Origin of the sequence: Neolewinella lacunae (assembly GCF_014349155.1) — a bacterium.
Classification (GTDB): domain Bacteria; phylum Bacteroidota; class Bacteroidia; order Chitinophagales; family Saprospiraceae; genus Neolewinella; species Neolewinella lacunae.
The window spans coordinates 15,244-37,500 of sequence record NZ_JACSIT010000076.1 but is presented as its reverse complement, the minus strand read 5'-3'; the positions used below and the strand labels follow the sequence as shown (position 1 = coordinate 37,500).

The following is a 22,257-nucleotide window of genomic DNA, read 5'->3' as shown; positions in this document are numbered from 1 at the left end:
ATCCATGAGGGCGGCCCGAGCGGGGTCGAAGGTGGGTTCGGCCGTGCGAACGAACCAGCCGCGGAAGTGCTGGTCGAGGTAGGGTGCTTTAATGTGGCGCGGCCGCAGGTGCAGGGGGAGGGACGAGAAAGCAAGGTCCGCCACCAGCTCCCGTCCCTCTACCTTAAAGTGAACGAGCTTGCCCTCGACGCGAATGTCGGTCGCGGGTGCGGCCAGACGCTCCAAGCCCGGGATGGTATCGATGACGGCATTGACGTGGGCGTAAAACTCGGTACTGCGGATGAGTTTGTAGCGGTAGGGGCGGATGTCGCATACCAGGTTTTGGCCTGCGTTGTGGACGGTCACTTCGTCCCAGTACTGATAGACGAGGCTTTCGAAGGGTCCTGGTTCCTTTTCCCAGAAGGACCAGCTGCGGTCGTGGCCGGTTTTGGTTCCGGCGGGATCGACGAGTAAGACGCGCTGCCCGGCCAGTTTACCCGCCCGCTGGAGGTGGTAGAGGAGGCTGAGGCCCGCCAGGCCGCCGCCCAGGATGGCCAGGGAGTAGTGGTTGGTCATACGGCAGTTCGTGCTGGCCGGCGCTAGCCTTGCCCCGGCGTGCACCGAATGCAACGGGAGGGGTGGGAAAATGTTGCAGTCCCTACCCTACCATCCGGCGGGCGGGGGCCGCCGGGAATTGCTGGTGCCAGAGTTCCTGGTAGTGGCCCTGCGCATCGAGCAGTTCGTGGTGGGTACCACTCTCCAGCACTGCGCCATCGGCCAGGACGATGATCTGGTCGGCCTCCACCACGGTACTCAGGCGGTGGGCGATCACGAGAATGGTGGTGCCGGAGGCGCGCAGCCGGTGGATGGCCCGCTGGATGAAGGCTTCGCTCACGGAATCGAGGGCGGCAGTGGCTTCGTCGAGGAGCAAAATTCTGGGCTCCCGGTAGATCGCCCGGGCCAGGGCGATGCGTTGCCGCTGGCCACCACTCAGGTTGACGCCGTTTTCTCCGATGGGCGTATGGAAGCCGTTGGGCAATTGCTCTATAAAGGAGAGCATACCCAGTTCGCGGCACAGGTCGAGGACCTTCTTCATATCGGGCTTCCCCGTACCGATGGTGATGTTTTCGAGCAGGGTTCCGGAAAAGAGATCGACTTGCTGCGGCACCACACCGACGTAGCGCCGGAGGCTATCGGTAGCGAGGTAATTGAGGTCCAGCCCACCGATGGAGATCTGCCCGCCTTCAAGCGGATAAAGCTTTTGGACCAAATGGGCGATGCTTGACTTGCCGGAGCCGCTCTCGCCCACAATGGCCGTGATTTTCCCGGCGGGCAGCGTGAGGTTCAGGCCCTGAAATACTTCACGTCCGGCGCCGTAGCTGAAGCGTACGTCCTGGAACCTCACCTCACCGAGCAGTTCGGGGGTCAATACGATGGCATCAGCGGTGTTGGGTTCGGGAACGAGATCGACGATTTCGAAGAGACGGTCGGCGGCGATGAGGGCGTTCTGAATTTTTTTATTCATCCCGATGAGGCTCTGGGCGGGGCCGGTGAAGTAACCAATCAGTGCGTAGAAGCCTAACAATTCGCCCGGGCTGATGGCCCCTTTGATGACGAGGCCCGCGCCAAACCATAGTAAAAAGACGGTGAAAACCCGTCCGATCGCTTCAGCGCTGGTGCTGGAGAAGAGTCCGTTGAGACCAGAACGGTAGCTGGTGCCCAAGAGGCGGACGAAGTGGGTTTCTGTTTCCAGGTTGGCGTAATCTTCGAGCCGAAGTTGTTTGATGGTACGGGCGGCGTTGACGCTTTCCACCAGTTGGCTTTCCAATTCGGCGGCCCTTTCCATCAGCTCCCGCTCGCGGCGGCGGTTGAGCCGGTTGGTCAGCCAGTACACCAGGGTGTAGAGCGGAATGACGAGCAGCATGGCCACGGCCAGTTTCCAGTAGTAGGTAAACATGAGGGCGAAGGAGAAAACAACGATGAAGACGTTGACGAGCAGGTTAATGGCAACGTCATTGATGAAAGCCCGGATTTTGACGGCGTCGTTGACGCGGGAGATGATTTCGCCCGTGCGCATGGTATCAAAGAAGCGTTGCGGCAGTCGCATCAGGTGTTGGTAATAGCCGAGGATGAGTTTGGCATCGATGAGTTGCCCCGTCCGCAGCACCATGACGGATTTCATGGTCCCCAGAAAAATGGAGATGGCCAACACGGCCAGCATCCCGACGCTGAGCAAGTTGAGCAGCCCCGTATTGCCGCTGGTGAGTACGAAGTCGGTGATCTTTTGCAGGTAGATGGCGGTGGAAAGGCCCAGCACGGTATAGATGGCAGCACCCAGCAGGGCTTGCAACAGCACGCCGCGGTGGGGGCGCAGCAGGTGGCTGAAGCGGCGGCCGAGGCTGGTGCGTTGTTCGCCCGGGGTGAAGGCTTCGCCCGGGGCGATGAGGAGCAGGACGCCCGTCCACTGGGTCAGGAACTCGGCCACGGGTCGGCTTTCCATCCGGCCCGTGGCAGGGTCCATGATCTTCACCGACCGTTTGCCAACGCGGTAAAGCACCACAAAATGGTGGCTTTTCCCCTCCAGAAAAAGGTGAGCGATTGCGGGCATTTCTACGGAGGTCAGGGCTGCGGCGTCGGCGCGTACTCCCCGGGCGGTGAAGCCATTGCGGGTGGCGGCGTTGATCAGTCCTAGCAGGGTAGTGCCTTTGGCGTTGGTATCGGCCAATTGGCGTATCCTGGCCAGAGGTAGCCCCAGGCGGTAGTGTGCGGCAATGGAGGCCAGGCAGGCGGCTCCGCAATCGGAGCGATCGTGTTGCTTGATGTTCTTTTTCATTACTCGACGATTTGGGGGGTGGGCAGCCAGTCTTCCAGGCGATCCCGCAGGAGTTGGGCGAGGGTTCGGCGGGCCAGGGTGAAGTGTGCGGTGGCGGTCATGCCTTTGGCGAGTTGCCCCCGGTGGCCGCTGGCGAGGCGTAGTTCGGCATCGGCCAGGGTGCAGCGCACCACAAAATGGGGGTGGCCGAATTGGTCGGTACTTACGTCATTGTCTATTTCGCGCACTGTAGCCCGTGCCAGGCCCCAACGGGTGTGGGTAAAAGCATCCATTTGCAGGCTTACGGGCGTACCGGTACGGAGGAGGCCAATATCCTGCGGAGCGACCTGAATGGCGACCTCCAGCTCGCCGGCGGGAGAGATGACGGCAATTTCCTGGGCTGGCCCGACGAAAGAGCCAGGCGGGAGGGCGGTCGTTTGGACCAGGTGCCCACCGACGGGAGCGGTGATGACGAGGTGGCGGGATTGTTGTTGGAGTTTGGTGATGCTTTGCTGTAGTTCGGCGTGTTCTTGTTCGTTGCGAACGAGTTCCTGGGCCCAGAGGTGGCGACGGCGTTCTTTGAGTTGGGTTTGTTCGTTGCTGGCCAGTTCGTGCTCAAAGCGAAAGCGTTCGATTTCCATGGGAGCGATGGTGCCGGAGGCGAATAGTTTTTCCTGGCGCTCCAGTTGGCGGGCGGTGTGTGCCGCTTTGAGGGAGGCCTCATCCCACTGGTGGCGGAAGTCTTGGTAATCCCGTTGGTAGAGGGCGGTAGAGAGCTGGGGGAAGCCGTCGGCTGGCAATACGCGAATGAGTTCCTGGAGGTCTTTGATGGCCGCCCGGCGTTCTTCGGCCTGCGTGTGGTGGTGGCTGGATTCGGCGTGCAACTCAGAGGGATCCAGGATGAGCACCGTATCGCCGGCGGCTACGGAGAGGTTATCGCGCAGGCGGGCGAAGAGGACCCGGCCGGCGGTGGGGGCCAGTAGACTGGTTGGCCGCTCGGTGGTCTGGAGGATGGCGCGGCCTTCACTGCCTACGGCCACGGTAATAAACGGCAGGGCCAATGCAATGAGCACTACCGAAAAGACAACAGCCAGATAAACAGGATAGGTGCGTTGGTGGTGGCGGGCGTACAATCCCTCTACGGTATACGCAGGATCGTGCCGGGAGCTATTAAGTACTTGTGCCATCTGAATATATTTTCAGGTAAAAAATAAACATCTTAAACCAGGCGCCATTCCATTTCAGCCTATGCGGCACGCCGGGCCATTGCCGCGGCCCCTGCTGCCTGGGCCAGGCGTAAAGAGACCGTATGGAAATGGTCATCGATCAAGGCAGGATAATTGCCTTTTTCAATTCGGAAATTGGGGCCGCTATTTTCTATGCCCAAGGCTTTGGCCACGCTGGGGGGAAGTTCATAATCCTCGTCGATCCGAAAGGTATCCTTGCTGAAGAAATAAGCGGCGCAATCCGTATTGATGGTACAAGAAAGGAAGTGCACCAAGAGGCGGCTGGTGGGCGGGTCCATACGAAAATAAGCAAGGACGCGGTTGTGGCAAGCATGCTGCGGCTCGCCCAACTCCAGGGTAATCCGACAGATGCCAAAATCTTTGCAGTTCTGGCTTTTGGGAGAACCCAGAATTACGTCGGCGAGAATACCGCTTTGGCAACTGCGCCAAAATTGTTGGAAGTGGGGAGAGGGTGGCTGCATAATTTGTGGTAACTGTTTTAAAATCGGTACGCCACAAATATGCCGGAAAGGAAAAGTTCACGAAAAGACAGGCGCACACAGATTGTTCCGTAGAAACAGGCCTGGTTTGCGCTAAAATAATTTGCAAACAACTGATATACATCCCTTTACACCTTTTATACAACTCTTTAAAGACAGGTCTTTTGATTCGCCAGACGCTTCGCTCCAACCGACCTCCACCCCAAAAGAATTCCGCAACAGCAATAAGCCTAAGCTCGATGAACGGGGTAAAAAACTTGGCTTAGCATAGGATTTACTAGCGAAAATAGCATTATGTTTACCCCTACGACTGAAGACTGGAACTGAAGATAAACCAACCGATTTATGGATTACGTGTATGACCTCGTAGGCCAAATGGGATCGAGAAGACTAAGCATTGATCTAAAAACACCCAACGGGAAGCGTGCTTTTCGGCTCTATCAGTATTTGCAGCAGGCTGATCACCACGCTCCAGAGGCGGAGGCTGCGGTACTGGGTTGCCCCGTTGGTGGCACAGTACACCGGCGAACCCTGCGTTATTTGGAGGGGGTGCTGGCTAATAATCTCTCCGCCCTTCAGCCGGGCGAAATGACCTCGGGTAAATTAGCTGACGTGCGCAAGTACGTGTGGAAGCTGATTGCGATTGCGCGGCGGCGGGTGATCCATTTGGACGCCAGTTCTTCCTTGGGTATCCATCTACTGAAGGAGGCTTTCCAGATGGCGGAGGAAGCGGGGTTGGTATTAGCCGCCAAGATCGCCAGTGAGACCATTGCTGTTTTCACGGCCCACCTCAATTTTGACGAAAAAGCCTACCTCTTCTACCGGGAACGGGCGAATTATTACCGACAGGTAAATTTATTGTTGCAACAAGGGATACTTGATTTTCAGGAAATCCACTACCGGCACACCACGGGTGAAGAGGCGGCTACACTGGTGGAGCGGGCTACTGCGGCCTTAGACCGCCTCAAAAACGTTCCAGTAGCTGCCCAGCATTTTACTTTGGATTTATTGACCTTCCAAGTGAAAATTCTGCGGGCCACCATCCAACGTAAGCCGGAAGATATCATTGCGAGCGCCAATGGTGCCTTAGCCTTTCTCACGGAGATGGGCAATGCGTTTCCGGAAAGGCGGCTGACCTACCATCTTTATCTTGGGCATGCATATTTATTATCCAACAACTACGAGCGCGGCATCGAGCTTACCGACCAGCTTTTGGAAGAAATAGCCCCCGGCAGCCACAACTATGGGAAAATATTGGAAATCCGGGTCTTGCTGTCGTTCCGCACGGGTCACTACGACGAGGCCACCGCAGCGCTGGAAGCTCTCGACCATTGGGTAAATACCTACGGTGACGCCCAAATCTTTGGTCAGAACCTGGCACTTTTTGGAGCCTACCTGCACCTACTGCGGGAACTTGCAGTTGTGGTCCCGCCCCTTAACGAAGAAGGAGGAATATTGCGCAAAATAAAGGCAAACTTGAGCCACCTACTGCTATTCAACGATCCTAACTGCGTCAACCACTACCACCTCATCAACTTAATGGAGCAATTGGCGCGGCGGAGGTACCGGGTGGCCCTTAAGCACTGGCAAGCGATGCTTCCTTCTAACCAGGTTACCAATCCCCGATACAAGTACTTCCACGCCCTGCTCTCCACCGTTTTTGAGCAAGGTTTTCACCGGGTAGCGGTGGAGCGACATGGTGCGAAGTATTTGATCAAACTCCAAGCCAAAGCCTTGGGGGAAGGATTCCTTGCAAGCAACGTGGAGGAGATCATCCCGTTTGAAAGCCTGTGGGCGTTACTCTTGCAACAGCTGCGTAACAAAAGGACTAATCTCCGCTAACGCCCCCTACTATGATCTACTTGCAGGAGTTGGCCAATATGTTAGGCGACGGTTTCTTGCCCGTTGGTGAGGGTAAGAGAGATCAGCGCGTCAAACGTTTATTTCTCTACCTTAAAGAAGCCCCCGCGCCTACGGACGAACAGGCCGCCACCACGCTAGGCTTACCAGCGGGGAGTAGTGCCTACCGAAAGGTAAAGCACCACCTCAAACTGGCCCTGATTAATGGAATACTGGCGATAGACATTACCGACAAAAGCCCTCCCGAAAATCGCTTCAGCGCCAATGACAAGTTATGGAACTACGTACAAGGGACCCAGTGCTCCAGCTCAGCGGCCCGCGCAGTTTTTCTGGAAGCCATGCGTGAACAGGGTATAGAAAACGCCAGAACTTTTGACCTACAGGAGCCTTTACTGATCGGAGCCCTTGCTGTGGCCAAAAACCCGCCCGCAACCTCCTCCAGAAAAAACGATTACCTCGCACTGCTGGATATGGCCCGCGTGGAACTTGCCTACGACTATAAGCTGCAGGTAAGCTTCAAACATTCCCAGCATCTTACTTTTATGAACGTCATGCGTGAAAGTAATGAGGCAAAGACCATCTACCTTTCCGAGGCTTTGAAAGAGATCGACGCGATTGTGGCCGTTGACCGAAACAGAGTGCGCTTGACACGCGCAACGCTTGGCCTCAAACTTAGTGTGACCCGGGGAGAATATGAAGAAGGTATTGCAATAAGTAAAGCCGCTATTGCTAGTTTTAATCAGGACAATCCCATACATGCAAAAAGCATTAATATATTTAAGAATAACCTAGTCCGCTTGTACTTAAACGCAGCGCTCCACGAGGAAGGGCTGGACTTTGCACTCGAGACACTAAGTCAAATGGACCACCGTGATCCCTTCGACTACTACTCGACGAAAGAACTGTTGATTGTAATGGCCATGCGCGGTGGCCAATACCAGTTGGCTTACGGGCATTTCCTCGACGTACTCCAAAACAAGTTAGGAACGGGGCTAGCCAGCAACTATCAAGAAACCCAGGCCATCCTCGAAGCCTACCTCTACCTTTTGACCAGGATAGGCCTGGTTACAACGCAAGCGGGAGAAACAAGCCTTAACCCTCTGCGCATTGGCAAGTTTCTGAACGAGACCGAAACCTCCCAGCAGGAGAAAGGGCTTCGCAACATCCACGTGATCATCATCAAGGTAATGGAACACATCCTTTTTAAACGGGATAAGGAATTCGACCAGGCCGACGCCATCCGTAAGTACATCCATCGGCACCTGGGCGAACCCCAACACCTGAGAGCGAAAAGCTTTTTGCTTGCCCTGATCCAGTTCCCCGAGAACGGCTACCACAAGCCGCTTGTGATGCAGTCCGCAGAAAAGTACTTGCAAAGACTGCGGGACAACCCGATGGGTAAGCATTTTGAGCACCCCTACACTGAGATTGTAGGTTACGAGGCCTTATGGTCTTTTTTAATGAAAAAGTAACCAGGCTGCAGTAATTCTCAGTTTAGTCATTTCGAGTCTACCACCTTGCTACAACCAAAAGAAAACCCTCCTCTACTAGTTGTAAAAGCTATCCTGGAGAGATAAAATTTTGCTCTTTGCCAAAATTCAGCTCGAAAGGTCATCCCTCTCCCTTGGACGCGTTTTCTGGGGTAGGGGCCCCAGAAATAAGCCGAGGGAGAGGGATCAAAGGCTAAACTGAGAATTGCTGACCAGGCTGTTTCGCGGAGCCTCCTTTCCAACTCATTGTTAGGCTGTAGCACACGATGTCAGTACAGCGAAAGCATCCATTTATTAATGGCTAGAGATCAGGAGTATCTTCTGTAATCAAAGCAGCGGAATCCAAAATCGTAGCGGGGTCAATCACCACGTCACTGCCGCCAAAGATGTTGGCCAGTTCGCTGTCAGTAAGGGGGGTGAGGGTGTTGGGAGAAGTAAAGGTTTTCATGACGAAGAAATTTAGATAAGTGAGTAAGTGTGTGTGATTTGATGTTCCAAAGTTCCTCCCATTACAGCGGCTTAAAAAGGACCGCAAAGGCTCAATCGTTCTTTTGAAAAGCCTCGGTTTTAATTTTTACAATCATCTTAGTGACTGAAAATCAACAACTTACTACTGGTTGTAAATTTTCTGCTTCTTTGCCCCGAGCAGTGGTTATTTCAGGTAATAAACCTGAAACAACCCTGGCAGGAAATAAAAAAGGGGCACGGGAGCATAACCAGTTCCCAGCAGCGGACCGACGCGACTGCCTTTTTACCCTCCGACAGGTACGGTGTATTTATACCATTATGGTATAGGGTCATCCCACACCATCCTCGCCCCGGTTTTTTGACGCCCCCACGCATTTTACGCCCTGTCCTGAATATGTTTTTCCTTTCATCCTCGGCATTATTCCGAAAATTTCGGGCCTGACCCGACCAACTTTCAAGCGGGACGACCCCAAAATAACAACGGCTCAAAACACTGGAAATCAACAACTTGAAACTAAAACCTTCAGACCAACTCACCGCAACCCTTTGGAACGCTGCGGCCTTAACTGTCCTTTACCGCCCCCTGCTGCTCCCCTCATCTTTGCCTTGTCAGCAACGGAAGCGTAACCAGTGGACGTGAATGACAAACATATTTCTTCACCTCTAAATTTTTTAATCATGAAGATCGACAATCTTCTCCCCGGGCAGGCCCGGAACATCGTCGGAGGCGACGGTGACCCGATCAACTGCTGGCCCGACCCCGATAATCCAGACCCAGGTTTCCCCTGGAATTTACCGGGATTTCCGCGCCCTTCCTGGCCGAATTAATCCGCTGCGTAGCTGATTAACAAAAACTGGATGGTTTGCCCGAGAAGAGGTCATTAACCCATTTTTATTTAATCCTCTTTTTAAAATTTCCAACCATGAAATTCAAGTCACTTTTCTTCTCCCTCTGTCTTCTTTTCATTGGCACTTCTGTCTTCGCCAACCTGCCCGACAACACCCTGACCGGTGACGAGCCCCTGACGATCAAAGCCGCCAACAAGCTCATCTACGAAGCCATGGCCAAACTGCCGGCTGACGCCCCCGTTAAGCTCGTAGCCGCTACCAGCATTCTCGAAGATGATGCCTCTTGCACCGTCACCGTTCAGATCAGCATCCCCGGTGGCACCGGAGGTTCCGTTTCTGCCACGGCTGCAACTTGCCGCGAGGCCCTCAACATGGTGCTGGCCATTATCTAGCCAACCCATCTCTGCTGTTAACCCCCGCGCCCTAAACCAGCGCAACCCAACCGACTGAATTTCGGGTAAACCATCCTTTTTCATTTTAAAAATCATCAAGTCATGTATAGTCTTTTCGTATCCACCCTTCTTACTTTCAGTGCTTTTGGTATCACCTCCCCGAGTACTGATCTTCCTCCCAGCACAAGCTCCTTCCATACGCCCGACGGGGTGACGGTAATGCACCTCGAATACACCAAAAAAGGAAGCGAGGTATACATCACTGTTCACCTTCAGGTTGACGAGTCCATCCTCTCCGTCACTTCGGCCTCGCACAGCTACGTGGAAGCAACCGAACAACTCAATCAGGTAATTGCCGCAGCCACCAATAAATAGCTCATAATTTTATCCTTTAAATCCAGAAATCATGAAAATTTTTCTGCAATCCTTAATCCTTTTACTTGTCTCGGTGGCAGCCTTTGGCCAGGCATCGGTCGAAGTAAAATACCTACAAAAAAAGAACCCACGGGTAAATGACCCAGGCGGCGAATTCTTCAGCAATGACGACTTTGCCACCCTGGTAAGCAATGGCGACATTTCCACTTACCGCTATGGCCAAGGAGGGGAAGGCAAAAAAGTCGAAAAGGACGACAACAACAATATAAAAATCACCTACAGCGATGCCTACGGCTTTGTGTTTCACCGGGATAAAGGCAAGCGCAAATTCATCTCCCGTGATTTGATCAAAGACCAACCTTTCATCATCACTGAAGACCTGGCGGAACTTAAGTGGGAAATCCAGGCCGACGGGGTGCGGGAAATAGGGGGTTACCATTGCCAGATGGCCGTAACGGAGTTCCGGGGCCGCGTCTACGAAGCCTGGTTTACCACAGCCCTACCCCTCGATGCGGGTCCGTGGAAACTCGCTGGCTTGCCTGGCCTGATCCTCGAGGCAAAAGACCGCCAGGGCATCATTCAGTTCATTTTCGCAGGTATCCGCCTGGTTTCTGACGAAGAAATAGATTGGAATAAGCCGCCCCGCCAAGGCATCAGCATCGGTTTTGAAGAATTCTACGAGACCCGCGAACGGAAAGACGAAGAATTTTTCCAAAAGATCGCCTCCTACCCAGGTGTAACCATTACCCCCAACAAGCACAAGGGCTACTTCGAGGTGTCTCATTAATCCCAGAACCAGCCCGGGCTGAGCGAGGCCATCATTGTTGCTCTCTTTCTCCATTCTCCCATCCAAACCACTGACCTTATGCATTTTCTATTACCAAAGCGGTACCTGCAACGCATTTACCTATTCGGGCTGGGCTTGCTCTTCAGCGGTCTGGTCTTGGCGCAAAACAACAAACTGCTCACGGGGCAAGTGCTGGATTCGGAAGGTGCAGTTTTAGCCTCTGCGCAACTGGTTCTCCTCGAAGGCAGTACGATCAAGGGCTATACTTTGACCGATGTGGACGGCAAGTTTGAACTGGCGCTGGGAGATACTCCCGCCGGTGCCCTCACCCTCGAAGTAAGAATGTTTGGCTACGCCACCTTCTCCCGCCCCCTGGCCGAGCTAAAATCCCCCGTAAACTTTCGTCTGGTACCAGTACCCATCGAATTTGCCACCGTTGAAGTAACGGCCGATGCCCTACCCATCTCCCAGCGCGAAGACACCCTGATGTTCAATACCGGGAGCTACACCGATGGAACGGAAGAAAAGGTAGAGGATATGCTCAAGAAACTCCCCGGGGTGGAGGTCGATGAGCAGGGAACCATCAGTGTCCAGGGGAAAGCCATCGACCGGGTACTAATTGACGGGGAAGATGCCTTCGGGCGCAATTATCGCTTGGCGACCCAAAACATTAACGCCGGTTTCGTAAACCGGGTAGACGTAATCAGCAACTTTACCGAAGACCAACTCACCGGTGATCTCGACCAGAACAAAGAACTCGTCTTAGACCTTAAACTCGAAGACAGCCGCAAAAAAATCATCTTCGGCGAAGTAGAGCTGGCCGCCGGGTTACCCGGAGGTATGGACAACGATGCCAACGTTTTTATGCTTTCTGGAAAGACCAAAGCCGTCCTCTTTGCCCAAAACAATACCCTGGGGCAAGACCCCAGCAGTGGCATCGACATGAGCTACCAGGTAAATGGCAACAGCGGCGTTATTGCCAGCCAGCGCCCGGACTTGCTCTCCACGACCACCGGCTACCGGCCCAAATCCATCAGCCCCCGCGAATACCTGCGCAATGAAGTTTACGCCACGGCCGGTTCCCTTATCCTAAATCCCAGCAAAAACCTCCGCAGCCGCACCATTTATTCGCTGCACAACAACCTTTTCCGGCTCAACAACCAGGAGCGGCTTAATTTTTTCAGCGAAGACCTGCCCGTTACCGTAGACCACTTCAAGCTATACCGGGAGTCTGAACGCATGGCGTGGCTAGACAGTGAAAACAGCCTTAACGTTGCTAAGAACAGTCGGCTCGACCTGAACATAAAAGCCACCATTACCCAACAGGACATGGTAGCCGACCTCACCTCCACCACCGATGCACTGGATAGCGACCTGATCTCCCGCCTCGAAGGCAGTCCTCAACAATACAACGGGCGACTGCGCTTTACCCGCCGCATCAACGACCAGCTGGCCCTGCGTCTGGTAGTCATTGCCTCTCACGAGTCCAATGACCAACTCGCCAACCACCTCTCGGATCGCTACACCCAGCTCTTTCAGAACCCCCTGAACGGAATCCGTCAGAGCGCCAGAGAAAAAACTACCCAATTAGATCCCCACATCAGCGTACTCTACAGCCCCGGCAAGTGGTTTTTTGACTCCCGCGCCGGCTACCGTAAAACCAGCGGGCAAGTCGACGCTCAAGCCTACGGCATCGATCAAGCCAATGGCATCAATGCATTCCCCGACCGCCAAACCAGCCTCCGTTACGACTTCGGGGAAGTGTACCTCGAACAAAACCTTTCCCGCACTTTCGGCAAACTCAAATTCAGTGGCGGAGCCAATTTCGCCGCCATCCAACTGAACTACCGCAACCAGTCTGTAGCGCAAAACGGCGCGTTCCGCAACTTGATCGTCCAACCGAATGTGGCCCTCGAATACCGCTTCTCCTCCCGCGCACTCCTTAACTTCAATGCGGGCCACCGCCAGGAATTGCCCGCCCCCAACCAGTTGATCTCCGTGCCCTATTTTAGTGATCACCAAACTTTAATGACGGGCCTCGACACCCTCTACCTGCAGCAAAGCGACAACATCGGCCTGCGGTATAACTATACCAATTCCTTCCGCCAGCTGAGCTACTACGTCGGAATCCAACGGACAAATATCCCCAACGGCCTCCAACGCTCTTTGGGCGTCGCCTCCCTCTTCACCGAGCAACGACTCACCGCAGGATTTCCGTCTAACTCCGTTCAGTTACGCAGCGGCATCAGCAAGTTCGTCGCCTGGCTCAATGGCAACCTCGACCTGAAGGTAAACATCATGCAATTCAATAATCAACTGGAAGTAAATGGCCGTTTTGACCTCAACCGATACCAGATACTCGATACCCGCTTCACCTATCTTTCTACGATCAGGGAATGGCTCAAACTTTCATTGCAGGCGGGCTACAAAGAATCGGTCAACGTCAACCGCGGCACCGTAGAACAGCCCGTTAATGCCGATTATGCCTATAACTATGGCGGTGGCATAACGGCCAGCTTTAAACCGAAAACGCAACTCAGTGCAAAAGCCGATGGCTATATCTGGAAGCAAAATGGCCAACAGACCCACACCCTGCTGGCTACTTTTTCCGCCGACCATACCCTGCCATCGGGCATAAAACTGCACATCGAAGGGACCAATCTGCTCAACCAAGGCACCTTTTACCAGAACTACGTAAACAGCTACCAGGTCTCCCAACGCAGTTTCCTGCTCCGCCCCCGCACCCTCATCTTCGGCATTTCCTGGTCATTCTGACCATTCTCCATATCATATCAACCATTTAAATTTAATTACCATGTCTTTCAAGTCCATTTTCCTCTCCCTCACTTTCGTCATGGCCTCTGCCGTATCTTTCGCTGGCCATGAGGTGGAAGTAGCTCCCCAGCCTGTTGCCATCACGACTACCGTAGCCTGTACGCTCACGGGAAGTTTTTCCACTGGCGGCACCACCGTCAACGTCAGCGTTACGGCCGAAACCTGTGGCGCTGCTGCCCGCACGCTCGCTTCCATTGCGGATGCCCTTGACCAGCAGTAAGGTCAAAGGCGCGCTTTCAGCCTGCCGCATTTCATCAGCCCGGCCTTCCCAATCAGGAAGCCGGGCTGTATTTTTTCGGGCGCGGCCGCAGGTGCCATGTCCTCAATAAAAGAGCAAGGTCCGGCCTGCCTTCAACATCCACCGCTCCTTGTAAACCTACATTGCACCTGCGGCCGCGCCCCCCAATTTTTAAAGCGCCAAATTCAACACCCCAAAAAAGAAGAGTTGCGCAAAAAAGTACACCAGCAAAACCGGGCTCCGAAAGCGAACTCCAAAAAGGTGCAAGGGCAACGAAATCACGAAGGCAATCAGAGCCCAGGCCAGGTAATTCTGCAAAGGAATCTCTCCCCCACCCCACTGCCAGTAATCCAGCTGGATGGCCACCGGCTCAATCACCACGTCGTAAAAGGCGGTAATGCCCCCCGCCAACGCAGCTACCGCTACTTTGCGCCCGAGCGTCCCCTCTCCTTTCGCCGGAGGGGGCAGCATCCGCAGCGCCAGCTCATTACAGGCCAGCGTGAGCACACACCAGTTCAGGGCAATGACGAAAGGTACCCCCAGCCACTGCCACCACATGGTCGGGCCGTAGGTATAATTCCCAAAAACCGCCCCCGTGGCCACGCCGATGGCCTCCATCGCGAAGGTAAACCAGTACGCCACCAGCAGCCAAAGGAACAGCCCGCTGCCCCGGTTGCGCCGGTACACGGCATAAATCAGCAAGCCATTGATGACCAGCAGAAGCCCATCGGTAGTAACCCGCGTGATGGGCAAGACGGCCGGCAAATAGTGCGCCAGGGCACCGCTGGCGAAGGCGAAGACCAGGAAGTAGGCGAGGTAGCGCTCGAAAGCGGTGAACCCAGTGGACGAAGCAGCGATGATGAGCGGTTTTGGTCAGTGGCTATGACAAATGACAGGCAATATGGTTGGGAAAAATCCCTTCGTTTAACGTCAGGCTTGGGGAATGCAGCTTAGATATTCACTGATTTTCAGGTGGTTAGATCGCAATTGTTTTTTAGTTCGGTAGTTTTGTAGTTCGGTAGAGGGGCATTGTCCACTACCGAACTACCGAACTACAATACTACAGAACTGCCTTCTGAAGACCAATTAGTGGTGGTTATTGCAAGGGCTCAACCTCATGTCCATTTAAAAAGGCATTTCCGTTACCTCCCGCACCGTCGCGGGAATCCACACCTGCCGGCTGCTCTGGCTCAGGAATCCGCTGCCGTAGTAGCACTCCTGGACACTACGGTGCCCATCCGCGTGTACCAAGTTCAGCCGGGCGGTATTTGCCCCGATGCGGAGCCAACGCCCCGGCGCGCCGGGCACTGCGTAAGCCCTGGTAGGCCCCTGGTTTTCGGCGGCCACCAGCAGTTGCTGCTCGCCCGCCCGCATCCGTACGAGGCTGCGGCCGTTGCCCGGCACGTACAAGCCGCTCTCCCGCAGGGGCAGCGGCCGAAACGTCTTCGCAGCAGGTTCGAACAGGAGGCAGATGCCGTTGAGCGCATCGATCCGGCCCCCGCCCGTTTCGGCGCCGTAGTCGTTGCCAATCGCCACCAGATCCGCGTAGCCGTCCTGGTTGATGTCCACGGGCACCGCCGCGAAGAGCGGGGCGAGCTGGGCCGCTGCGGGCAGTTGATGGAAAGTAAACTGCCCGTTGCCCAGGTTTTCTATCCAGGCGGAGCGGAGGTAATTGGCGTGGGCCGTAACGAGCTTGGGGGTGGGGAAGTCGATGAGGAGTTGCGCCATCGTCACGCGGCCAAAGTCCTGGTGCAGGGGATAGCGGTCTTTGACGGCGACGAGCTGCTTTTCGGTGTCCTTGCGTTGGTAGTGGGGGTATTCAGTAAATTGCCCGTCGGGGCCCAGCGCGCGGTCGCCCACCAGCAAATCAAAGCCGCCGTTGCGGTCGAAGTCGGCACCGTAGAGCGAAACGAAGTCTTCGCCATTCTGGTGGTACAGGTGGTTGCCGCCGAAGTTGGTGGCCACGTAGTCTACGTCGCCGTCTTGGTCGAAGTCAACGCCCGTCAGCCCGTTCCACCAGCCACTGTGCTCGGTAAATACGCCGGGAGTAGCGTCGGCAAAAGTGCCATCGGTATTCCGGAACAGCCGCAGGGGCATGCCTTGGCCGCCGACCAGCAGATCTACCCAGCCGTCGTTGTCGTAGTCGGTAAAGAGCGCATCCGTCACGAGGCCAAGTTGCTTGAACACGTCGTTAGCGGCCAAGCTGAAGGCCCCCTTGCCGTCGTTGAGCAGCAGGTAGCTGTCTACGGGTTCAGGATAACGGGCGGGCTGGAGGCGGCCACCGACGAAGAGGTCCAGGTCGCCGTCGCGGTCCACGTCAGCGGCGCGTACGCAGGATGAAGAGCTTTTGACGGACGGCAGTGCGGAGGCCGCCAGGGTAAATTTGCCCGTCCCGTCGTTGATCAGCAGGCGATCCAGGTAATCCTCGCTGCTGATGCTCAGTTCGCTGCCGCCCGAAGCGAGGTAAAGGTCAACGTCGCCATCCCCGTCGGCGTCAAAAAAGAGACTGCCCATCTCTTCGGGCCCCTTAGGGACGTCGAACGCCGCCGGGTCAGCGCGGAAGCTGCCATCGGCCTGCTGTAGCAACAATTCGCCCGCGTAAAAGTGAGAGCCACTCCGGTAGAGATCGTCCAGCCCGTCGCCGTTGACGTCGGCAACGGCCAGCCCCGGACCGTACTCCGAAAGTTTGTGCGGCAGCAGCGGCTGAACGTTGAAGTCGATGAAAAGACTATCGCGGTGCGGGCCAAAAGCGGCCAGCAAATCGGGCATCGCCTGCAGGTAAGTGCGGTTCGGGCGGTTGGCCACCTCTCCGGCCGGCAAGGCGCCGGTGGGCCCATCAATGGTAATGAGCTGATTGACGGCCGGAACGGGGTGGCGGGACTGGCGGCCATCGGGCCAGGTCACCGTAAGCTGCACCGCAGCGATGGTATCTAAACCAAAGTGAAGGTCCTGGCTGACGCTGGAAAGGTAGCCCCGCACCGGACTCTGGAAAGCGGAGCCAAGCAAACGCCCCTGGGCGTCGGTCAGCTCCACCCGGGCCCCGATCGCAGCGGTGTTGCCATCCTTTTGCCGCAGGCGCACGGCCAGGTAATTGCCCGGCTTCTCTTTGCGGTCCATCAGCGTATTGCGGAACAGGAAACAGCGGTCGTTGATGTTGTTGACCACGTAATCCAGGTCGCCGTCGCCGTCCAGGTCGGCGTAGACCGCCCCGTTGCTGTACGAAGGTGCGCCCAGCCCCCATTCTTCAGTCACTTTGCGAAAGGTGGGTACTTCACCACCGTCGTTGGCGTAGGCGTAATTGGCAATTTTGACGAAGGGAATTTTGGGCAGCAGCGTGGCGCGGCTGGCGATGTTGCCCACGGCCACGTTGTAGTCCATAAAGTCGTGGTCGGTTACGTCCTTGGGGAATCCGTTGGAGATCAGCAGGTCGCGGTCGCCGTCGTGGTCAAAATCCGCCGCCAGTGGCGCCCAGCTCCAGTCGGTGGCCGCAATGCCGGCAAAGCGGCCGATCTCCGCAAAAATGGGGGTGGTATTCTCGCCCGGCCGGGGGCCCTGGGCCAGCTGCAAGACGTTGCGGGTGTACTGGTACTGGTAGCCGTAGCGGTCGTTGTTGATGTAGGAAAAATAGTTGTTGGCCGGCATCATCGACTTGCGGCGGGAGTTGTCCTCGGGGAACATATCGAGGGCGATCACGTCGTCAAGTCCGTCGTTGTTCAGGTCGGCCACGTCGTTGCCCATGGCCGAGTAGGCGCTGTGCTTGAAGTATTCGTCGGCCCGGTCGGTGAAGGTACCGTCCTGGTTATTGATCCAGAGCAGGTCGTTGGTCACGTAGTCGTTGGTAACGTAGATGTCGGGCCAGCCGTCGTGATTGAGGTCACAGATGCTCAGGCCCAGTCCGTAGCCATCCATATTAATACCGGCCTCGAGGGTGACGTTGGTAAACACTGGGTGGCCAGCGCCCTGGTCGCCCTCGTTGCGGTAGAGGCGATCGTTGCGGCGTCCCTGGCCGTCGCGGCGTTTGGGGACGTAGCGGTTTGGGATGAGGCGATTGTCCATTTCATTGACCACGAGGTAGAGGTCCAGATCGCCGTCACGGTCGTAGTCCAGGAAAGCCGCCTGGGTGGTGTTGGTGGTGTCGGCCAGGCCGTAGGCATCGGCTTCTTCGCTGAACTGGGGGATGCCGGCCGGGTCGTTCCCCTGGTTGATGTAGAGGAGGTTTTTGCGCCTGCTTCCCGGGGTGTAGACCGTGGCGGAAACGTAGAGATCGGGGCGGCCGTCGGCGTTGATGTCTACCACCGTGACCCCGCTGCACCAACGGTTGGCGGCGGCGGTGTTGGTCTGCGCGGTGACGTCCTGAAACCTGAGATCACCCTGGTTCAGGTACATGGCGTTCGGGGTGGTATTGCCGGTGAAATAGAGGTCAGGGAGCCCGTCTCCGTTAAAATCGGCCACCGCTACACCGCCGCCGTTGTAGACGTACTCGAAGTCGAGGATGTTAAACGTATCGTCTTCGGCCACGTGGTTGGCAAACAGCAGGCCGGTGGCCTCGCCGTCGGTCAGTTCAAACAAAGGGGCAGGGGGCGCCGGAGCGCAGGTGCAAAGAATGCCTATTAAGAGCAAGGACAGAAACCAGCGCAGTGTTGACATCGACATGAAGGTAAGATTGACTTTAAGGATTTGTTCAGCCTCCCGCGTTGCAAAGCTAAGCGCTTCCCGGCTACCGTGCCTGCTTCCGTGATTCTGCTTCAGGCAAAACCAGGGCAACTTTGCTCCTCTGATCACCTCTTGCAAGAGCGGACACCAGCCCTCAAACAAAGCGTGTTAAAACGGCGGCACCAGGCAAAAACAAATCTTCGCAAAGGCCCGGGCCGGCGCAAAAATGTTGGTCAGACGCCGTTTTTTTCGTTCCAGCGCCTTTTCACCCACCCCACTAAGTGTTTTTTCGACACTAAGGCGAAAAAAATCACTTTTGCGTGTGGGTTTACAGATTTATATTCTATTATTGTGGGGCCGTTGCAAACTTTCGCCTGTTTTCAACGCCTGGGTTAACAAAAAGACTGCACTGTTTCTGCGTACTTAAGATAAGGTTTGCCGAGTTGGCAGCCCAATTTCGTCAGGTGGCCTCTGCACTAGGGAGCGCCCCAACGAACCAAACAATTTTATCGATCATACATAATTCAACTCACTTTTATTATGAAACAACTTCTTTGCCTACTGCTTTTCGTCTTAGGGACGGCTGCGGTTAGCGCCCAAACAACTGTCTCCGGTACGATCCTGGACACGGACGGCTTCCCCCTCCCGGGGGCGACCGTGCTGGCCAAGGGGACCACTTCGGGTACCGTTGTGGACCTGGACGGTAACTTCAGCTTTACCGTCCCGGAGGGCGTAACGACCCTGGTCGTTTCCTACACGGGTTACGAAACCCAGGAAATCGCCTTGAATGGCGAGACTTCATTCGAGATCGTCCTTTCCGAAGGTGTCGCACTCGATGAGATCGTCGTAACGGGCTACTCCGTTACCAGTAAGCGCCAGGCTACTGGAGCCATCTCAACCATTTCTGCGGCGGAGCTTACGGCGATCCCCAGCGGTAACGTTGAGCAGCAGTTCCAGGGTCGCGCGCCCGGGGTAACGGTCATCACCAACGGCCAGCCGGGTACGACCTCGATCATCCGCATCCGGGGCTTCGGCTCTTTCGGTGGCAACCAGCCGTTGTACGTCGTGGACGGTGTTCCCGTGGACAATATTGAGTTCCTGAACCCCGATGACATTGAGGCTACCTCCATCCTCAAAGACGCCGCTTCGGCCTCTATCTACGGTTCACGCGCAGCCAACGGGGTGGTGGTTATCCAGACCAAGCGGGGCAAGAAGACCCCACAACCCATGAAGGTCTCCTACAATGGCCTGGTAGGTTTTACCGACCCCGGTAATGGTCCAAGCTTCCTCACCCCCCAGCAAGACGCCGACAAGGCCTGGGAAGCCCTCCGCAACGACGGTCTTTCCCCCGGTGATACCGGATGGGGCCACCCCCAGTACGGCAATGGTGCAAACCCCGTACTCCCGGATTACCTCATGGTTGGCAACAACTTCGGCGTCGTCGGAACCATCGATCTGGAGCAGCAACGCCCCCTGTACAACATCGATACCCGCGCCGGTTCCCTCTACCAGGTGATGCGCGCCAACAAAGAAGGTACTGACTGGTACGACGCCATCACCCGCACCGGCATTCTCAATCGCCACACCTTGGGCTTTTCCGGCTCTACGGAATCCGCCCGCTACTACGTAGGCCTGGGTGCCCAGGTGCAGGAAGGTATCCTGCTTTTTAACGACTTTGAGCGTTACTCCTTCCGCGTCAATACGGAGTTTGATCTCGGTAAGTACGTCCGCGTGGGTGAGAACCTGCAGATTACCCACCGCAGAACCGATGGCCAGATTGGCGACGCGGGCGGTGCGGGTAGTGCCGACGACGAAAACAGCATCCTGGGTGCCTTCCGGATGAACCCCATCATCCCCGTCTACGACGAGTTCGGTGGCTACGCCGGTACGCGCGCCCCTGGCTTCAACAACCCCCGTAACCCCGTTGCTGAACGCGATGGTGTTGCCAACAACCGCGGTTTCAGTAACCGTATTTTTGGCAACGTTTACGTTGAAGTAGAGCCCGTACAGGACCTCATCTTCCGCTCCAGCTTCGGTGGCGGCTTCATCGGCTTCCACAGCAATTTCTACAGCCGCCAGACTTACGAGAACTCCGAAAACAACGGTAGCTTCGGCTACGGTGAAAACCAGGGCTACTTCAATGACTGGACCTGGACCAACACCGTGAAGTACAAGAAGTCTTTCGGCTCTAACAACTTTGACGTGCTCTTGGGCTACGAAGCCATCGAATCCGGCAACGGCCGCACGAGTGGCGCCAGCGGTATCAACCCCTTCAGCCGCGACCTCAACTTCATCAACCTTTCTACGGTAGCTCCCAACCCACCTTTCAGCAACTACAGCGTTCCCGTAAAATTTGTCTCTACCTTCGGGCAGTTGAACTACAACTGGAACGACAAGTACTACCTGACGGGTGTACTGCGGCGGGATGAGTCCAGCCGTTTCGGTGCCAACCAACGCAGTGGTACCTTCCCTGCCTTCTCCGCAGCTTGGCGTGTAACGGCCGAGCCCTTCATGGCTGGCCAGTCGTTCTTTACGGACCTCAAAATCCGCGGTGGATACGGCGAGATGGGTAACTCCAATAACGTCAACGCCAACAACCGTTTCTCTCTTTTCGCACAAAACCTCGGTGGCGGTAGCTACCCCATTGATGGCAGCAATACCTCCGCAGACATCGGCTTCTTCCAAAACCGGATCGGCTCTGAGAACGCCCGCTGGGAAACTTCCGTTACCTCCAACATTGGTTTTGACGCTACCATCCTGAAAGGTAAAGTGGACATCATCATGGACCTGTGGCGCAAAGAGACCAACGACCTGCTGGTACAGCTGCCCCTTCCCGCCGTTAATGGTGCCGCCGCGGCTCCTTCTACCAACATCGGTAGCATGTTGAACCAGGGTATCGACATGTCCTTCATCTACCGCGATAAAGTGGGTAAAGATTTTGGCTTTGAAGTGACGCTGAACGCCGCTTTCCTCGAAAACCGCATCACCAAGTTCACCGATGACGTTGAATTCTTCGAAAACTTCGGTACCCGCATCACCGGCTCCATCATCCGCAACCAGGTGGGTCAGTCGCTTTCCACTTTCTGGGGCTACCAGGTAGCTGGTCTCTTCCAAAGCGATGCCGAAGTAGCCAGCGCGCCCACCCAGGCTGGCGCAGCTCCCGGCCGTTTCCGTTTCGTGGACAATAACGGCCGTAACGACGCCGGTGAGCTCACCGGTGTACCCGACGGACGCATCACCGAAGCCGACCGTACCTTCCTGGGCAGCGCCGTTCCCGATTTCACGGGTGGCCTCAACCTGGTGCTGACGTACAAGAACTTCGACCTCACGACCTTCCTCTACACGAGCCTGGGCAACGAGATTTACAACAACTCCAAGTGGTTTACCGACTTCTACGGTACGTTCAAAGGTGCTTCCGTGTCTAGCCGTGTACTCGACAGCTGGACGCCCCAGAACACCGACACCGATATTCCGATTTACGAGTCTGCTTCTAACTTCAGTACTTCTCAGGAATCTACCAGCTACTACGTGGAGGACGGATCTTTCCTCCGCATGCAGAACCTGACCCTCGGGTACACCCTCCGCAACAGTACGTTGAACTCGGTGTTTACCAATCTCCGCCTTGCCGTCTCTGCGACCAACCTGTTCACCATCACCGGCTACGATGGTCTTGACCCCGCAGTAGGTGGAGCCGCAGACACGAACTTCGGTGTGGACGTAGGCAACTACCCCGTAACCCGCGGTTTCAACTTCAACCTTAGCTTCGATTTCTAACCAGTGCAACTATCCAAAA

Annotated in this window: 16 protein-coding genes (1 of these 16 only partly in view); 10 read left to right on the top strand and 6 right to left on the bottom strand. The window is 55.7% G+C overall.

What is annotated here, in order from left to right; translation table 11 throughout:
* The 3 genes from H9S92_RS06280 to H9S92_RS06270 all read right to left on the bottom strand — a co-directional run.
* Nucleotides 1-555, bottom strand: partial view of a lycopene cyclase family protein gene (locus tag H9S92_RS06280; RefSeq protein WP_187465859.1) — the 5' portion only. 597 nt of this gene lie to the left of the window's left edge; 555 of the gene's 1,152 nt are visible here — the first part of the coding sequence; it begins with the start codon at nucleotides 553-555; the stop codon falls past the left edge of the window.
* A gap of 82 nt (nucleotides 556-637) precedes the next feature.
* On the bottom strand, nucleotides 638-2,812 hold the full coding sequence (locus H9S92_RS06275; RefSeq protein ID WP_187465858.1) for a peptidase domain-containing ABC transporter: 2,175 nt from the start codon (nucleotides 2,810-2,812) through the stop codon (nucleotides 638-640).
* Complete coding sequence (locus H9S92_RS06270; protein WP_187465857.1) at nucleotides 2,812-3,978, bottom strand: HlyD family secretion protein; 1,167 nt, start codon at nucleotides 3,976-3,978, stop codon at nucleotides 2,812-2,814. Before H9S92_RS06270 ends, H9S92_RS06275 begins: the two co-directional genes overlap by 1 nt.
* A gap of 122 nt (nucleotides 3,979-4,100) precedes the next feature.
* Here H9S92_RS06270 and H9S92_RS06265 point away from each other — a divergent pair, with 122 nt between their 5' ends.
* From H9S92_RS06265 to H9S92_RS06255, 3 genes are all read left to right on the top strand, one after another.
* Nucleotides 4,101-4,511 carry a hypothetical protein gene (locus H9S92_RS06265; RefSeq protein ID WP_187465856.1) on the top strand — a complete coding sequence of 137 codons (411 nt, stop codon included), beginning with the start codon at nucleotides 4,101-4,103 and terminating at the stop codon, nucleotides 4,509-4,511.
* Nucleotides 4,512-4,862: 351 nt separating this feature from the next.
* Nucleotides 4,863-6,359, top strand: coding sequence for a hypothetical protein (locus H9S92_RS06260; RefSeq protein WP_187465855.1), 1,497 nt, complete (start codon nucleotides 4,863-4,865; stop codon nucleotides 6,357-6,359).
* Nucleotides 6,360-6,370: 11 nt separating this feature from the next.
* On the top strand, nucleotides 6,371-7,849 hold the full coding sequence (locus tag H9S92_RS06255; protein ID WP_187465854.1) for a hypothetical protein: 1,479 nt from the start codon (nucleotides 6,371-6,373) through the stop codon (nucleotides 7,847-7,849).
* A 319-nt stretch (nucleotides 7,850-8,168) separates the two neighbouring features.
* Here H9S92_RS06255 and H9S92_RS06250 read toward each other — a convergent pair whose 3' ends face one another.
* Nucleotides 8,169-8,315 (bottom strand): hypothetical protein, encoded by a 147-nt coding sequence (locus tag H9S92_RS06250; RefSeq protein WP_187465853.1) that lies wholly within the window; start codon nucleotides 8,313-8,315, stop codon nucleotides 8,169-8,171.
* Nucleotides 8,316-9,013: 698 nt separating this feature from the next.
* Here H9S92_RS06250 and H9S92_RS06245 point away from each other — a divergent pair.
* From H9S92_RS06245 to H9S92_RS06220, 6 genes are all read left to right on the top strand, one after another.
* A complete protein-coding gene (locus tag H9S92_RS06245) occupies nucleotides 9,014-9,163 on the top strand; it encodes a hypothetical protein (protein ID WP_187465852.1) in 150 nt (49 codons plus the stop codon).
* A 95-nt stretch (nucleotides 9,164-9,258) separates the two neighbouring features.
* Entirely contained in the window at nucleotides 9,259-9,576 is a 318-nt protein-coding gene (locus H9S92_RS06240; protein ID WP_187465851.1) for a hypothetical protein, read from the top strand.
* A 102-nt stretch (nucleotides 9,577-9,678) separates the two neighbouring features.
* Nucleotides 9,679-9,951 (top strand): hypothetical protein, encoded by a 273-nt coding sequence (locus tag H9S92_RS06235; RefSeq protein ID WP_187465850.1) that lies wholly within the window; start codon nucleotides 9,679-9,681, stop codon nucleotides 9,949-9,951.
* 31 nt (nucleotides 9,952-9,982) lie between these two features.
* Complete coding sequence (locus H9S92_RS06230; RefSeq protein WP_187465849.1) at nucleotides 9,983-10,738, top strand: GLPGLI family protein; 756 nt, start codon at nucleotides 9,983-9,985, stop codon at nucleotides 10,736-10,738.
* Nucleotides 10,739-10,816: 78 nt separating this feature from the next.
* A complete protein-coding gene (locus H9S92_RS06225; RefSeq protein ID WP_187465848.1) occupies nucleotides 10,817-13,513 on the top strand; it encodes a TonB-dependent receptor in 2,697 nt (898 codons plus the stop codon).
* 40 nt (nucleotides 13,514-13,553) lie between these two features.
* Complete coding sequence (locus H9S92_RS06220) at nucleotides 13,554-13,793, top strand: hypothetical protein (protein ID WP_187465847.1); 240 nt, start codon at nucleotides 13,554-13,556, stop codon at nucleotides 13,791-13,793.
* Between the two features lie 189 nt (nucleotides 13,794-13,982).
* Here H9S92_RS06220 and H9S92_RS06215 read toward each other — a convergent pair whose 3' ends face one another.
* Entirely contained in the window at nucleotides 13,983-14,564 is a 582-nt protein-coding gene (locus H9S92_RS06215; protein ID WP_246463693.1) for a carotenoid biosynthesis protein, read from the bottom strand.
* Nucleotides 14,565-14,936: 372 nt separating this feature from the next.
* Nucleotides 14,937-18,464 (bottom strand): VCBS repeat-containing protein, encoded by a 3,528-nt coding sequence (locus tag H9S92_RS06210; RefSeq protein WP_222935999.1) that lies wholly within the window; start codon nucleotides 18,462-18,464, stop codon nucleotides 14,937-14,939.
* Between the two features lie 540 nt (nucleotides 18,465-19,004).
* Between H9S92_RS06210 and H9S92_RS06205 the strand changes: the two genes are divergently transcribed.
* A complete protein-coding gene (locus tag H9S92_RS06205) occupies nucleotides 19,005-22,238 on the top strand; it encodes a SusC/RagA family TonB-linked outer membrane protein (RefSeq protein WP_187465845.1) in 3,234 nt (1,077 codons plus the stop codon).
* Nucleotides 22,239-22,257: the final 19 nt, after the last annotated feature.